Annotated in this window: 15 protein-coding genes; 6 read left to right on the forward strand and 9 right to left on the reverse strand. The window is 64.4% G+C overall.

Annotated elements, in window-relative coordinates; translation table 11 throughout:
* The gene (gene acnB, locus MY494_RS08790) at positions 1–2,616 is read right to left on the reverse strand and encodes a bifunctional aconitate hydratase 2/2-methylisocitrate dehydratase (protein WP_247909876.1); all 2,616 of its coding nucleotides are present in this window, start codon (positions 2,614–2,616) and stop codon (positions 1–3) included.
* Positions 2,617–2,752: 136 nt separating this feature from the next.
* On the opposite strand from acnB, the gene MY494_RS08795 reads away from it, so the two are divergent.
* A complete protein-coding gene (locus MY494_RS08795; RefSeq protein WP_247909877.1) occupies positions 2,753–3,826 on the forward strand; it encodes a 3-deoxy-7-phosphoheptulonate synthase in 1,074 nt (357 codons plus the stop codon).
* A 144-nt stretch (positions 3,827–3,970) separates the two neighbouring features.
* Positions 3,971–4,219: a hypothetical protein gene (locus tag MY494_RS08800; protein ID WP_247909878.1), complete on the forward strand. Its 249-nt coding sequence runs from the start codon at positions 3,971–3,973 to the stop codon at positions 4,217–4,219.
* Here MY494_RS08800 and MY494_RS08805 read toward each other — a convergent pair.
* From MY494_RS08805 to MY494_RS08820, 4 genes are all read right to left on the reverse strand, one after another.
* Positions 4,209–4,877, reverse strand: a complete 669-nt coding sequence (locus MY494_RS08805; RefSeq protein WP_247912006.1) for a diacylglycerol/polyprenol kinase family protein — start codon at positions 4,875–4,877, stop codon at positions 4,209–4,211. The two genes, MY494_RS08800 and MY494_RS08805, sit on opposite strands and share 11 nt — an antisense overlap.
* A 19-nt stretch (positions 4,878–4,896) precedes the next feature.
* On the reverse strand, positions 4,897–5,862 hold the full coding sequence (locus tag MY494_RS08810) for an RpoD/SigA family RNA polymerase sigma factor (protein WP_247909879.1): 966 nt from the start codon (positions 5,860–5,862) through the stop codon (positions 4,897–4,899).
* A gap of 193 nt (positions 5,863–6,055) precedes the next feature.
* Complete coding sequence (ppk1, locus tag MY494_RS08815) at positions 6,056–8,200, reverse strand: polyphosphate kinase 1 (protein ID WP_247909880.1); 2,145 nt, start codon at positions 8,198–8,200, stop codon at positions 6,056–6,058.
* Between the two features lie 36 nt (positions 8,201–8,236).
* Positions 8,237–9,490, reverse strand: coding sequence for an MFS transporter (locus MY494_RS08820; protein WP_247909881.1), 1,254 nt, complete (start codon positions 9,488–9,490; stop codon positions 8,237–8,239).
* Between the two features lie 40 nt (positions 9,491–9,530).
* Here MY494_RS08820 and moaC point away from each other — a divergent pair, with 40 nt between their 5' ends.
* A complete protein-coding gene (gene moaC, locus MY494_RS08825; protein ID WP_247909882.1) occupies positions 9,531–10,046 on the forward strand; it encodes a cyclic pyranopterin monophosphate synthase MoaC in 516 nt (171 codons plus the stop codon).
* Positions 10,039–11,274: a molybdopterin molybdotransferase MoeA gene (locus tag MY494_RS08830; RefSeq protein ID WP_247909883.1), complete on the forward strand. Its 1,236-nt coding sequence runs from the start codon at positions 10,039–10,041 to the stop codon at positions 11,272–11,274. Before moaC ends, MY494_RS08830 begins: the two co-directional genes overlap by 8 nt.
* 4 nt (positions 11,275–11,278) lie before the next feature.
* Here MY494_RS08830 and MY494_RS08835 read toward each other — a convergent pair whose 3' ends face one another.
* Positions 11,279–11,731, reverse strand: coding sequence for a molybdenum cofactor biosynthesis protein MoaE (locus MY494_RS08835; protein ID WP_247909884.1), 453 nt, complete (start codon positions 11,729–11,731; stop codon positions 11,279–11,281).
* Positions 11,731–11,979: a MoaD/ThiS family protein gene (locus MY494_RS08840; RefSeq protein WP_247909885.1), complete on the reverse strand. Its 249-nt coding sequence runs from the start codon at positions 11,977–11,979 to the stop codon at positions 11,731–11,733. The genes MY494_RS08835 and MY494_RS08840 overlap by 1 nt, the downstream gene beginning before the upstream one ends.
* Before the next feature lie 65 nt (positions 11,980–12,044).
* On the opposite strand from MY494_RS08840, the gene moaB reads away from it, so the two are divergent.
* Positions 12,045–12,548: a molybdenum cofactor biosynthesis protein B gene (gene moaB, locus MY494_RS08845; RefSeq protein WP_247909886.1), complete on the forward strand. Its 504-nt coding sequence runs from the start codon at positions 12,045–12,047 to the stop codon at positions 12,546–12,548.
* Positions 12,545–13,318 (forward strand): sulfite exporter TauE/SafE family protein, encoded by a 774-nt coding sequence (locus MY494_RS08850; protein WP_247909887.1) that lies wholly within the window; start codon positions 12,545–12,547, stop codon positions 13,316–13,318. Before moaB ends, MY494_RS08850 begins: the two co-directional genes overlap by 4 nt.
* Here the strand turns inward: MY494_RS08850 and moaA are convergent.
* Complete coding sequence (gene moaA, locus MY494_RS08855) at positions 13,315–14,343, reverse strand: GTP 3',8-cyclase MoaA (protein WP_247909888.1); 1,029 nt, start codon at positions 14,341–14,343, stop codon at positions 13,315–13,317. The two genes, MY494_RS08850 and moaA, sit on opposite strands and share 4 nt — an antisense overlap.
* Complete coding sequence (locus tag MY494_RS08860) at positions 14,340–14,927, reverse strand: molybdenum cofactor guanylyltransferase (protein ID WP_247909889.1); 588 nt, start codon at positions 14,925–14,927, stop codon at positions 14,340–14,342. The genes moaA and MY494_RS08860 overlap by 4 nt, the downstream gene beginning before the upstream one ends.
* Positions 14,928–14,993 lie beyond the last annotated feature (66 nt).

Here is a 14,993-nt window from a genome sequence, read left to right on the forward strand (position 1 = left end):
CTAGACCCCTGCCAGCACTTTTGCTTCGTCGTCGCTGCTGAGCACGCGACCGCTGTCTTCAAAGCCTTCGATCTGATCGAAGTTCAGGTAGCGGTAGAGCTCAGCCCCCTTGGGATCGATCTTGGCGGCGGCGATGGCCAGGTAGTCCTCCTTGGTGGGGATGCGGCCGAGCTGGGCGCAGACCGCAGCCAGCTCGGCGCTGCCGAGATACACCTGAGCGCCATTGCCCAGGCGGTTGTTGAAGTTTCGGGTGCTGGTGGAGAACACGGTGGTGTTCTCCTCGACCCGGGCCTGGTTGCCCATGCAGAGGGAGCAGCCGGGCATCTCCATGCGGGAGCCTGCCTTCTCGAAGATTCCGTAGTAACCCTCCTGCTTGAGCACCTCCTCATCCATTCGGGTTGGGGGGCAGACCCAGAGGCGGGCCGTGTTCTCCCCTTGTCCCTCCAGGACAGTCGCTGCGGCGCGGTAGTGGCCGATGTTGGTCATGCAGGAGCCGATGAAGACTTCATCGATCTGATCTCCGGCCACATCGGAGAGGGTTTTGACGTTGTCGGGGTCGTTCGGGCAGGCCAGGATCGGCTCGTTGATCTCATCGAGGTTGATCTCGATCACCGCGGCGTATTCAGCGTCGGCGTCGGCCTCCATCAGCACGGGATTGGCAAGCCATTCCTCCATGGCCTTGATCCGGCGGGCCAGGGTGCGGGCATCGCTGTAGCCGCGGGCGATCATGTTCTTCAGCAGCGCCACGTTGCTGCGCAGGTATTCACTCACCGTCTCCACCGAGAGCTTGATGGTGCTGCCGGCACAGGAGCGCTCGGCCGTGGCGTCGGTCAGCTCGAAGGCTTGCTCGAGCTTCAGGTCGGGAAGGCCTTCGATTTCCATGATCCGGCCGCTGAAGATGTTCTTCTTGCCGGCCTTCTCCACCGTGAGCAGCCCCTGCTGGATGGCCACATAGGGAATGGCATTCACGACATCCCGCAGAGTGACTCCGGGTTGCAGAGAGCCGGAGAACTTCACGAGAACCGATTCGGGCATGTCCAGGGGCATCGCGCCGATGGCGGCGGCGAAGGCCACTAGACCGGAGCCTGCGGGGAAGGAGATGCCCAGGGGAAAGCGGGTGTGGCTGTCACCGCCGGTGCCCACGGTGTCGGGCAGCAGCATCCTGTTCAGCCAGCTGTGGATGATGCCGTCGCCGGGGCGCAGGGCCACGCCACCGCGGGAGCTGATGAAATCGGGCAGCTCGGCGTGGGTCTTCAGGTCGACTGGCTTGGGGTATGCCGCGGTGTGGCAGAAGCTCTGCATCACCAGGTCGGCGGAGAAGCCCAGGCAGGCCAGCTCCTTCATCTCATCACGGGTCATCGGCCCGGTGGTGTCCTGGGAGCCGACGGTGGTCATCAGTGGCTCGCAGCTGGTGCCGGGGCGCACGCCGGGCAGGCCGCAGGCCTTGCCCACCATCTTCTGGGCCAGGGTGAAGCCCTTGCCGGTGTCGGCGGGGGCGCTGGGGCGAATGAACAGGTCGCTGGCGGGCAGACCCAGTTGGGCGCGCACTTTGTCAGTCAGGGCGCGGCCGATCATCAGGGGGATGCGACCGCCGGCACGCACCTCATCGGTGATGGTGCTGGGCTTGAGCTCGAAACGAGCCACCACTTCGCCGGCATTGGCTTCACCGGCAGCCCGCTCGATCGTCCCGGCGTAGGGGCGAATCGTGATGACGTCTCCGGAATTCAGGGCGCTGACGTCGCATTCGATGGGCAGGGCACCGGAATCCTCAGCCGTGTTGAAGAAGATCGGCGCGATCTTGCCGCCAATCACCACCCCGCCGCTGCGCTTGTTGGGCACGTGGGGAATGTCCGTACCGGTGTGCCAGAGCACCGAGTTGATGGCGGATTTACGGGAGCTGCCGGTGCCGACCACGTCGCCCACGTAGGCCACGGGGTGGCCTTTTTGCTTGAGCTCGGCAATGAGATCCAGACCGCCGGGCATCCGGGTCTCGAGCATCGCCGTGGCGTGAAGCGGAATGTCGGGGCGGGTGGTGGCGTGGGTCGCGGGGGAGAGGTCATCGGTATTGGTCTCGCCCTCCACCTTGAAGACCGTGACCGTGATCTCCGCCGGCAGCTCGGGCTTGGCGGTGAACCACTCGGCATTGGCCCAGCTCTCGATGACTCGCTTGGCCTGGGCGTTGCTGGAGGCCAGCTCCAGCACATCGTTGTAGGCGTCGTAGACCAGCAGGGTGCGGCTGAGCCCTGTCGCGGCGGCCTCTGCGATGGCCGCGTCTCCATGGGAGAGCAGCTCAATCAGGGCCCCGACGTTGTAGCCGCCGATCATGGTGGCCAGCAGCTTCACCGCCTCCACGGGGCTCACCAGTGGGCTGGTGGTTTTGCCCTGGGCCACAGCACTGAGCCAGTCGGCTTTCACGTAGGCCGCCTCATCCACCCCAGGGGGGATGCGCTCAGAGAGCAGATGCAGCAGGAACTGTTCTTCTCCGGCGGGGGGAGCCTGGAGAAGTTCTGTCAGGGACTGGGTTTCAGCGGCGGTCAGCGGCAGGGCTGGGACCCCTTGGGCTTCTCGCTCCGCAGCGGCGGCGCGGTAGTCGGCAAGGAAGCTGCTGGCGGACATCGGCGCTGGGACCCCAGGGGTCTCCGATCGGTGGACGTCAGTCCATTGTTCTTTGCCGCCGGTCCCCCCTGATGTGACGGAGGATGCGACTGGGCTTTTAGGGTGGAGTGCTCCGAGCCCTTGGATGGTTGCCGGCATGATTCCCACCTCTGATCTCCACGTGGTGGAAACCCGGCCCCTCGTGGCGCCCACCCTGTTGCACGGCGAGCTGCCCCTGAGTGAGGCCGCGGGCCGCACGGTGCGCGAGGCCCGTGAGCGGATCAAGGCCATCCTGCGGGGCGATGACCAGCGCCTGCTGGTGATTGTTGGCCCCTGCTCGGTCCATGACGTGGATGCGGCGAAGGACTACGCCGCCGCCATTGCTGAAGAGCACAAGCGTCACCGCGATCAGCTTGAAGTGGTGATGCGGGTCTATTTCGAGAAGCCCCGCACCACCGTTGGCTGGAAGGGCTTGATCAATGACCCCCACCTCGACGGCAGCTACGACATCAACACCGGTCTGCGCCTGGCCCGTGGTCTCCTGCTGCACCTGGCGGACATGGGGCTGCCTGCGGCCACCGAGCTTCTGGATCCCGTTGTTCCCCAGTACATCGCTGATCTGATCAGCTGGACTGCGATCGGCGCCCGCACCACCGAGAGCCAGACCCACCGCGAGATGGCCTCCGGGTTGTCGATGCCGATCGGCTTCAAGAACGGCACCGATGGCAGTGCAATCACGGCCATCAATGCCATGGAGGCGGCCGCACGCCCCCATCATTTCCTGGGCATTAATAAGGATGGTCAAGCCGCCATCGTCACCACCACCGGCAACCCCGATGGCCATTTGGTCCTGCGGGGCGGTAAGCAGGGCACCAACTACCACCGCGAGGCCATTGAAGAAGCCTCCGCAGCCCTGGTCAAAGACGGGCTACCGGCTCGGGTCATGGTCGACTGCAGCCATGGCAACTCCAATAAGGACTACCGGCGCCAAGGTGAAGTGGCGGCCGAGGTGGCCGATCAACTGCGGGCGGGCTCCTGCGATGTCATGGGTGTGATGCTCGAGAGCCACCTGGTGGCGGGCAATCAAAAGATCAGCCCCGATCGCGCAGCCCTGACCTACGGCCAGAGCATCACGGATGCGTGCATTGATCTGGAGACGACGCGTGAGGTTCTTGCCGGCTTGGCAGAAGCGGTCGCTGCGACTCAGAGTGCCTCTGCCGTAGCGGTTTAGCTTCCCCGGTTTGCTCATTTAGCACTCGAAGATTACGAGTGCTAAATGTTTTCTGGCCCTCAGTTACCGTTGCGAACTGTTGGTGATGAGCAGAACTTCCCGCTGAGTTCATGACTTTGAATTCAGCTGGAAAGGGGGCTGCCCATGGCCTATCTGTTGCAGTTTTTTGGCCTGTCTGATCCGTTGCGGTTGCTCTATCTGCAGCAGAGTGCTGCTGATGGAGCGGGTCCTGTCTTCACCGGCTTCCGTCCCGTTCAGCTGGATGCGTTGATGGCCTGGGCCCTTGAAACCGCCGGTTGCCGCAACTGGGACGCTGAGCTGACCCAGCTTGTGATGGGTCTCGGGACGCAGCGGGATTGGGAGCGGCGCTGCGAGGCAATGCTCAGGGCATAGCGAGTTGCCAGAGATAAGCGGTGGATAACGGCACGCTCAAGTTGTCGATGCCAAAGCCGCTCAGTTGCTCTAGGCCGGTGGCAGTCAGCGCGATGGCTGCAGCGGCCCCCATGCTGGGTGCTGGGGTCCCCGTCGCCTGAGCCACACCGATCATGAGGGCAAGAACGAGCCAGCTGGTGAGGGCCATGGCGCCAGTGCCCGCGACAGATTTGGTTTGACCGAAGAGTTGCCAGCGCGGCGAGTTGAGCTGTGGTCCGATCAGTCCGGCCAGCCCATCACCGCAGGCCATCACCAGCACTCCGGCGGCTACGGGTAGCGGTTGCTGGGGCCAGTACAGAGCCAACAGAATTGTGATCGAGGCGCCGTAGGCAATCGTTCCGTAGCTGTGGCGTCCCACGTCTTCGACGGCCGGCAGCAGGCGGAAGCGATGGTTGAGGGCGGTCCCCACGGTGACCAGGGCCGCGGCACTCAGGGCGAGGCCCCGGGGGATGGCAAAGGCCCAGGCCAAGAGGACCACCGCGCCCGTACCGATGTGAACAACCTTGCGGCTCCACTCTTTCTGTTGCGGCCAACGCCGGCGTACGGCCAGAGCGATCAGCAGAACGGTGGCCAGCCATGCCACGACAGCGGCCACGCCGAAGAGCTGTTGCGTGACCACTGGACTCAAGCGGGAAGGCTCAAGCAGCCTGCTGGTAGTTGGTCATCAAGCGCAGCTTGAGAATCGCTTTCGATTCCAACTGACGCACCCGTTCGCGGGAGACATTGATCTGGCGTCCGATTTCCGCCAGGGTCAAGGGTTCTTGGCCGGCTAGGCCAAAGCGCAGTTCGATGATCCGACGTTCCCGCTCGTTGAGCTGCGAGAGCCAAGTGCCGAGGTGCTCTTTCTGCAGGTTGCGATCCATGGAATCCATGGATTGGTTGCTGTTGGGATCAGCGATCAATTCGCCGAGGGTGCTTCGATCGTCATCGCCCCGGGCATGGGCATCGAGGGACGCACAGGGGGCGCTCTGGGAGATCAGCTCTTCCAGTTCTTGCGGTTGCATGCCCATGGCATGGGCCAACTCCAGGCGGTTGGGCTGGCGGCCAAAGCGATGGGAGAGCTCTCGGGTGATGCGGCGCATCTTCGAGAGCTTTTCGCTTACATGGATTGGTAGACGGATCGTGCGGGCGCTGTTGTCAATGGCCCGGGTCATTCCCTGTCGAATCCACCAGTAGGCGTAGGTCGAAAATTTGTAGCCCATGGCGGGGTCGAACTTGTCGACAGCCCGCTCCAGCCCGATGGCGCCCTCCTGGACAAGGTCGAGTAATTCCAGGCCTTGGTTTTGGTATTTCTTGGCCACGCTCACCACCAGCCGCAGGTTGGCGGCCATCATTCGATCCCGAGCGCGGGTGCCCATCCGGATTTGATGCTTTTGCCGCGCGGTTAGGTCGTCAGCTGGAAGCTCCTGCAGACGCTTCATGGCCTGGACATGGTGAGCCAGTTCAATCTCTTCAGCGGGGGTCAGGAGCGGTACCCGACCGATATTGCTGAGGTACCAGCCGATCGAGTCAGCACTAAGGCGACCTCCTTGACGTGAAGCGGCGGATCGAGCTGCTGATTTGTTGCTCGAAGAGCCTGAAGCAGCGGGCTTGTTTGCAGGCATGGCAGCAGATGCGCGGGCTTCGAGGGTTGCTTTGGGCTGGCGGTTGTCTCTGCAAGGTTGCAGAGGTGAACTGAACGGCGCAAAACAAATTGATTTGGCCGGAATGTAGCACTTCTGGCCAATGCGAGTTGTAAGGAATTGGAAGACTTACTAAGGCCTTTTCGTCCGTTTTTCTTTCTGTTTGTAGCCCTCGCTACGCGCCTGCCTCAACAGGGATCAGGCCGTTTCTCCATCCATCGATCAGGTTCGCCTGAACCGCGATGTTCTCGTCCTCAGGAATGCGCCGGCTAAAGCTGCCATCGCTCTGCATGTCCCAGGCGGTGCAGTTGTCGTTGAGGTAGCTGTCGATCAGCCGTGTCATCCGTTCGTGTAGATCGGGATCTTCCACAGGAACCACCGCCTCGACCCGTCGGTCCAGATTGCGACCCATCCAATCGGCACTGCCGATATACGTCTCATGGTCGCCGCCATTCTCGAACCAGAACAGCCGGGAGTGCTCGAGGAAGCGTCCGATGACGCTGCTCACCCGGATGTTGTCGCTGACGCCGGCCAACCCAGGCCGCAGGCTGCACATGCCGCGGACCACGAGGTCGATCTGAACACCGGCTTGGGAGGCCTCGTAGAGCAGGGCAATGATCCGTGGATCCACCAGCGCATTCATCTTGGCTTTGATCGCGGCGGGCTTTCCGGCCTTGGCGTGATCGATCTCCCGCTGAATCAGCTCTTGCATCCGGCGCCGCAGGCTGACCGGTGCCACGAGCAATCGCCGGAAATCCTGCTGCTTGGAGAAGCCGGTGAGGTAGTTGAACAGTTCGGCCAGGTCCTGTCCCAGTTCTGGGCGTGCGGAGAGCAGGCCTAAGTCGGTATACAGCTGGGCCGTGCGGGAGTTGTAGTTGCCTGTGCCGATGTGGCAGTAGCTGCGCAGGAGGTCTTTTTCCTTGCGAACCACCAGGGTGATCTTTGTGTGGGTTTTCAGGCCGATCACGCCATAGACCACGTGGACGCCCGAGCGCTCGAGTTGGCGGGCCCACTGAATGTTGTTGTCCTCATCGAAGCGCGCCTTGAGTTCGACGAGCACCATCACCTGCTTGCCGTTCTCTGCGGCGCGAATCAGGGCGGCGATGATCGGGGAGTCTTTCGAGACCCGATAGAGGGTCATCTTGATGGCGAGCACCGAGGGGTCATCGGCGGCCTGGTTGATGAACTCCTCCACGGAGGTAGAGAAGAGGTCAAACGGGTGATGCAAAAGCACATCACCCCGTCGCAGCACCGAGAAGATGCTGGTGAATTCCTCGGCCTTGATGGAGCCATCCTCCAGCAGGCTTTTTTGTGCTCTGGCCAGGCTTGCAGGCGTGCGGCCCCTGTGCGGAGCATCCTTCAAGGCCGGCAGGGGAACGGCCAGCAGACTCATTAAGTCATCAAGGCCAAGCGGACCGCCGATTCGATAAAGGTCTTCCGGTTCCACACCGGTGCCGTCCAGCAGGAGTTCGACAACGGCATCGGGCATCTCGTCGGCGACTTCCAGGCGCACCACCTCTCCGCCCATCCGTCGTTTGCGTAGACCCTGCTGAAGGGCCTCCATTAGATCGTCCGCTTCCAGGTCCCGTAATTCCAGATCCGCATCCCTGGTGACGCGGAAGAAGTAATGCCCCTCCACCTCCATGCCCGGGAAGAGCAGTTGCAGGTTGAAGGCCACCACCTGCTCCAGGGGAACGGCGGTGAAGACGGGTTGGGGTTCGCTTGTGCTCAGGTCGGCCGGCAGTTTCACGAACCGCGGCAGGTTTTTTTGCGGGACCTTGACTCGGGCGAATTGTTGAACGCCGCTATCGGGATCACGGATCAAAGCCGCGATGTTCAAGCTCAGGTTGCTGATGAAGGGGAAGGGGTGCGCCGGATCCACTGCCAGCGGTGTGAGCACCGGGAAGATTGCTCGCTGGAAGTAGTCGTTGACCCAGGCCTGCTGCTTCTTGTTCAGTCGCCGGTAGTCGAGTAGGTGGACACCGGCTTCTGCTAGCTGGTGTTTGAGGTAGTGGCGGTAGTGGGCCTGTTGCTGGTCCAGCAGCGGTGCGAGTTCCTTGCGCACCAGGGCCAGCTGTTGGGTAGGGGTGAGACCGTCGTCGCTGAGGGTCTGAACGCCGGCTTCCACTTGTGACTTCAGGGAAGCCACACGGACCATGAAAAATTCGTCGAGGTTATTGCTGAAAATCGCGCTGAATTTTGCCTGCTCCAGCAGTGGCGTGTGCTCGCTCAGGGCCTGGGCCAGCACCCTCTGGTTGAAGGCGATCCAGCTCAGCTCCCGATTGATGTAGAGCTCCGGAGCCACAACTGGATCAGCCATTGATGACCCATCACCTTCTAGTGATCAACGTAGCAATCAGAAGGGATCTGAAGCGTGTTGCCCGCGACTCGGCAGGCCGCCGGCCACTAGGGCCGCGACCCCGGCGAGGAGCGTGATTCCGAGCCAGAAGGGACTGCGTTGACCGACAACGTCATACGCCAGGCCAGCCAGGGGTGGGCCGATGAAACTGCCCAGGCTCTGGAGACCCTGAAGACTGCCTAGGGCAGCCCCTTGCCCGGAGTCATCCAGCCGCCTGGAGACCAGGGCGCGCAGACAGGGGGTGACCAGGCCGGTGCCGAGCGCCAGGATCGCGACGGCGGGGAAGACGACGCGGGTGGCGTTCTCGGCTGTGGCCATCGGCACCAGCAGGCAGCCAGCGATCACAAACCCCAATCCAGCCAGGGTCAGGCGCCATTCGCCAAAGCGCTTCACCAGGGGGCCGATCAATCCCCCCTGGACGACGGTGGCGACGACGCCGACCACCAAGAAGGCATTGGCGGCCAGACCCGGACCCCAATCGAAGGCCTGTTTGAAATAGAGGACCAGAACGGCGGTGAAGCCGTTGAAGGCGAGAAAGAAGAGGAAGAAGGCCCCACACAACCGACGGACCTGCGGATTGGTGAATACTTTTCGCAGGGCAATCAAGGGATTGAGATCCCGTTTGCGGGGCATGGCCAGCCGTGCTTCCGGCGGATGGGTTTCCGGCAGCAGCAGCAGCACCAGCAGCAGGTTGATCAGGGCGAAGGCCGCGGCGGCCCAGACCGGCAAGGTGACGTTGGTCTGGGAGAGCAAGCCACCGAAAGCGGGGCCCAGGATGAAGCCCAGGCCGAAGGCCACCCCAATCAGTCCAAAGGCTTTGGCACGGTTTTCAGGCGTGGAGATATCGGCCAAGACAGCCCCGGCGGTGGCTGCGGTTCCGCCGCTCACGCCATCAATCAGTCGGGCGGCGAACAGAAGGATCAGAGGAATGCTGGTTCCGGCTGCCCAGGGGATGGCCTGCCAATCAATGCTGACGGTGATGGCAAAGAGGCTCAGGCCGACCACCGAGCCCGCCACGCAAATCCCGATCACTGGCCTGCGGCCAAAGCGATCACTCAGGGAGCCGATCAGTGGAGTGACGGCAAATTGGGCGATTGCGTAACTACCAGCCAGCAGGCCCAGGGTTCGGCCGTTGTCCGTGAAGCTCGCCAGCAAGAACGGCAGTAAAGGAAAAACGATGCTTTCCCCCAGCCGATCGTTCAGCAGCGTGAGGAACGCGCAGAGGGAGGTGGAGGGGCGTTTCCAGCTCACAGGGAGGCACCCGGTGTTTGCCACACCATCCCACGGGAGGATGCTGCACCAGGCCGATGAGCGTTTCCCCGTGAGTGCCACTCCCCCTGAGCTGAGTCACCTCAATGCCAGCGGCGAGGCCCACATGGTGGATGTCGGTGGGCGGGCCGTCAGTGATCGCGTGGCCGTGGCCGAAGGGTTCATTCAGCTCTCGCCGGAGGCCTTGGCCCTGGTGGTGGAGGGCCGTGCCGCCAAGGGAGATGTGCTCGCCGTCGCTCGGGTCGCGGCGATTCAAGGGGCGAAGCGGACCTGGGAATTGATTCCCCTTTGCCATCCCCTTCCCCTCACCGGTGTTTCCGTGGTGATCGAGCCGGTGGCCGATGGTCTGCGCATCGAGGCTTCGGCTCGAACCACCGGGGTGACCGGCGTTGAGATGGAAGCCCTGACCGCTGTTCAGGTGGGCCTGCTCACCCTGTACGACATGGTCAAAGCAGTCGATCCGGCCATGACGATTGGACCCGTGCGGCTCTTGAGCAAGACCGGCGGGCGCCGCGGGGATTGGCAACGCGATGATTGATCCATACCCCAAAGAAGGTCTGCCCCTGGATCACGCCCGACAGCTGATCCTTCAATCCCTGCAGCCTCGATCCCTCTCGGAGTCATTGCCCCTGCCTGAGTGTTTGGGTCGCTCCTTGGCGGAAGCGATCCACGCTCCTGAGGCAGTGCCTGGATTCCGGGCGTCAATCATGGATGGCTACGCCATTGCCGGTTCGGAGCAGCCCGAGCTTGGTGAGGCCTGGCAGTTGGTCGGTCGCTCCGCAGCAGGGGCCCCGTTCCTTGGAACCCTGCAGCCTGGCCAGGCGGTGCGCGTGCTCACGGGTGCGCTGGTGCCCGAGGGCAGCGGCCGGGTCTTGCCCCAGGAATTGGTGGAGGCCAGCGATCAACAGCTGCGCTTGATCAAGGCCTGCGGGGCCAATCCCTGGATTCGCTCCGTGGATGAAGAGACCGCCGCTGGTGGCGTGCTCGCCGAGTCCGGCCTGCGGTTGGGCGTGGCGGAGGTGGCCCGCTTGGCCAGCTGCGGCATTCAGTATTGCCGGGTTTTCTCCAAACCCCGGGTTGGTCTTCTGATCAGTGGGGATGAATTGCTTCCCCCGGGGCAGCCCCGGCAGTTGGGGGAGATCTGGGAGAGCAACTCCACCTTGCTGCGCGGTCTGCTGGAGCGCCTGGGCTACGGGGTTGCCGTGCAACGGGTGGTTGGCGATCAGCCGGAGCCATTGCGTCAAGCCTTGCTCGCGTTGGCCGAGGGCTGCGACGTGGTGGTGAGTACCGGAGGGGTGTCCGCTGGAGATACCGACTGGATCCGTCCCTTGGTGGCGGAACTGGGGGAGGTGCGGTTTTGGAAGTTGTTCCTCAAACCCGGAAGACCCTTGGCCTGGGGGATGGTGGCCGGCACGCCCTTTTTTGGCTTGCCGGGCAACCCCGTCGCCGCCGCCGTGACGGCCCTGCAGCTGCTCTGGCCCGCCTTGCAACGGCTCGAGGGGGGGCAGGTTGAGCTTCTGCCGCGTCTGCGGGTGGCCTTGGAGCAGCCCCTGCGGCGGGGCGCCGGCCGCCCGGAGTTGGCCCGTGCCTCCTTGGTGGTGGCCGAGGACGGTCGTCTCTTGGCGCGGGTGGCGGGCTCCCAGGCGTCGTCCCGCATTGGCTCCCTGTCGGGGGCGGATCTGCTTTTGGAGATTCCCGCTGAGCTGGGCAGCCTGGAGGCGGGGACCGAGTTGTGGGCTCAGCTGCTGCGGCTGCCCATTTTTTGAGGGCCTAAAGGGGGGTGTTGCCCTCGATCCACTGGCTGGATCCATCGGCCTTCCATTCCCGCTTCCAAAAGGGAGCGTTGTGCTTGAGCTCCTCGAGCAGCTCCTGGCAGCAGCGTTGGGCAGGACCGCGGCGGTCGGCCCAGACCGCGACGCAAACGATCGCCTCGTCCACCGCGATGCGGCCGACCCGATGTTCGATTAGGCAGGCCAGAGCGCCATGGCGTGTGCTGACGGATGCGGCGATGCGCTGCAGTTCCGCTTCCGTCATCCCGGGGTAATGCTCGAGCTCGAGTGCCACCACGCCATTGCCTGCGCGCACGCGCCCGATGAAGGAGCTCGTGGCCGCCGCCCGCGGGAGGCCGGCCTCCAGTAGTCCTTCCTCCCAGTGCTGCAGCGCCTCCAGGGGATCGAACTGCTCGGGAAGCAAACGAATTGCGATCGGGATCGGCCTGTCCATCAGCCCCCACTGATCGGCGGCAGGAAGGCCAGCTCGTCTCCGCTCTCGAGCGGCGTGTCGGTGCTGGCAAAGCGTTGGTTGATGGCCACCCGCACCCCATCGAGGGATCGGTCGAGGCCCAGTTCACCCCAAAGCTGTTGAGCGGTCGTGGGCTGGGCGAGCGGCCAGTCCCGCTCCCCCCAGCCAGCCTGCTCCCGCAAGCTGGCGAAGAGGCGGATGCGGATTGACCCTGGTGCGCTGGAGCCCATGGTTCAAACGCTACCCAGCAGGACGGGGAGGTTTGGCAGCATCAAGGCTCCGCTGCATCCCGCGCTTGGGCCTTTCGATTGCGCTGTTGACCGTCTCTGACACGCGGACCCTCGCCGAGGATCGCTCTGGGGCTGCGCTGCAGCAGCGGCTCGAGGCGGCGGGCCATCAACTGCACGAGCGGTGTTTGGTGCCGGACAACCGCTACCAAATCCGCTCCGAACTCAGCCGTTGGATTGCTGATGAGGCGGTGCAGGTGGTGATCACCAGCGGCGGCACCGGTTTGACCGGACGGGATGGGACGCCGGAGGCCGTCGAGCCGCTCCTGGACAAAACCATCGAGGGCTTCGGCGAGCTGTTTCGGGTGCTCTCCTTCGAGAGCATTGGCACCAGCAGCCTCCAGAGCCGGTGCCTAGCCGGCGTGGCCAATGGGACGGTCGTCTTTGTGTTGCCGGGGTCGCTGGACGCGGTGGAAACCGCCTGGGATCGCCTGATTGCGGCCCAGCTCGACGCCACGACCCGCCCCTGCAACTTGGTGCAGCTGTTCCCCCGTTTGCGCGAAGCGCCGTGACCGGCCTGGAGCCCGGGCTGCTGTTCGCCCTGGGGCTCATTGCCTTCCTCTATGCCTGCGTCGGCCATGCCGGTGCCTCCGGCTACATCGCCAGCCTGGCCCTCTTTGCGGTGCCGCTGGAGTGGATCCGGCCCATGGCCCTGGTCATGAACCTGGTGGTGGCGAGCCTGGCCAGTTGGCGTTTTTACCGCGATGGCCACCTGCCGGTTGTCGTTCAGCGGCGCCTGCTGTTCCCGCTGCTCTCCTGCTCCATCCCTGCGGCCCTGCTTGGCGGCAGTTTGCGCTTGCCCAGTGACGGCTTGAGCCTCTTCTTGGCCGTTGTGTTGCTCTTTTCTGCGCTGCGGCTTTGGCGCTCTCCCCAAGAGCGCACGGGCGGGGCGGTGGCCTTGCCGCCATGGCCTGTGGTTGTCCTGACGGGCGCGGTGCTGGGCCTGCTGGCCGGGTTGAGCGGGACCGGTGGCGGCATCTTTTTGACGCCGCTGGCGCTGCTCGCGGGTTGGCTTCCGATCCGCCTGGCGGCCGGGGTGTCCTCGGCCTTTATTTGGTGCAATTCCTTGGCGGGGCTCAGTGGTTGGTTGCTGAGCTATGGCGCTTCAGTCCTGCCTCCCGCTCCGCTCTTGCTGGCCCCTTTGCCGCTCGTGGCCTTGGCGGGAGCCCTGGGGAGTTGGTGCGGCAGTCGCCGTTTTCAAGAGGTCTGGATTCGCCGTCTGTTGGCGCTGGTGCTGCTGCTGGCCAGCCTGAAGTTGTCCGGCCTCTTGCCCTTGCCCTAGCCCCCCAGGTAGGCCATCTCCGCTTTGGGCTGTCCCGCGCGGGACGAGCGCTCTTCGCTGTAGCGGTCCTGGCGCTGACGCCAGAGCTGGCCCATCGCGAGCCGTAGCTCGCTTGGGCTTTGCAGCCAAGGCTTGAGGTCTTGGCCTTCGGAGGCAAACAGGCAGGTGTAGGCCATGCCATTGGCGGTGACCCGCAGCCGGTTGCAATCGCCGCAGAAGGGTTGGCTGATCGAGGCCACGACGGCGACCGAGCCGTTGCAATCGCGGTAACGCCAGCGGCTGGCGGTGCCATGGGCGGCCCGCCCGAGGGGCTCCAGGGGCCAGTGGCGGCTGAGGCGTTGGAGCATGTCCGCGGCGGGGACGACGTCCTCGGGGGACCAGCCATTGCGGTTGCCCACATCCATGGTTTCGATCAGCCGCAACTCCAGGCCGTGCTCTCGGGCGAGGGCGGCGAGGGGGAGCAGTTGATCGTCGTTGCGCCCGCGTTGGATCACGCTGTTGAGCTTCAGCGCCCCTGCGGCTGGATCAAATCCAGCGGCCTTGGCCGCGGCGATGGCCGCCAGGACCTGCTCCAAAAGCTGCTCCCCCTGCTGCGGCCGGCCACTCATCTCCCCCACCCGCTCAGGGTCGACGGCATCGAGGCTGATGGTCAGGCGTTGCAGCCCGGCTTGCCGCAGCCGCAGGGCGCGGGCTGGGCTGAGCAGGACGCCATTGGTCGTCAGCGCGATGTCCTTCAGGGCGCTGAGGGGGCTGCCTGTTTCCCGGCGGCCCTGGTCGATCGCCTCGAGCAGGTCGTCGAGATCGGGTGCCAACAGAGGTTCTCCGCCGGTGAGGCGCAGGCTGCTGACCCCCAGGCTGCAGGCCGCTTCGATCACCCGCAGCCGCTGCTCGGTGCTCAGCCTGTCGGCGGGTTCTTGGCCGTCGGGCTGGCAGTAGGGGCACGCCAGGTTGCAGCGCGCCGTCAGGGAGAGCCGCAGGACTCCGAGGGGACGCTGGAGTTGATCGGTGGCGGTGCCTGCGCTCATGCCATCAGCCTGGCGCGCTCGGCCGGGGTGTTCGCATTGATCAGCGGCTGGGCTGGGAGCACTACAGCTTGATGGGGGATGGTGGCGAGCCAGGCCTGCCAGCGCCGCTCTCCGCTGGCCAGGACCTCGGCCAGGCCGTTGCGTTGCTCGGGTCCACCGGGATAGATCCCCAGCAGGGGCTGCAGCCGCTCGCCGTCATGGGCAACGGCGGCCTGGCTGGGGGAGCGCCTCCAGTGCTCGATCAATGAGTCCAGTGTTCTTCGGTTGAGCTGGGGCATATCCACCGGCACCACCAGCAGGGCGCTGTCGCTGCCCCTGGGAAGGACCAGCTGCAGGGCGTGGAGGGGGCCTTGGGCGGGTGCGGGCTCCAGGGCCAGTGCAACACGCTCGAGCCCGGCGATCAGGTCGGCATGGCTGCTGTCTTGGCTGCAGACCGCCACGGAGGGGCAGACCTGGCTTAGGAGTTCAGCGGCACGCGACAGCCAGCTCCCGCCGTTGGGGTGGGGGAGGGCTGCTTTGTCCTGGCCCATCCGCCGGCTGGCGCCGCCGCAGAGCACTGCTCCCTGGAGCCGCATCGGAGTCATCGCTGCACGATGTAACCCCAGGAACCCCTGGAAGCGTCGCTGTTGCTACAAAACAGGCCTTGAACT

The organism is Synechococcus sp. A10-1-5-1, from assembly GCF_023115425.1.
GTDB lineage: Bacteria > Cyanobacteriota > Cyanobacteriia > PCC-6307 > Cyanobiaceae > Vulcanococcus.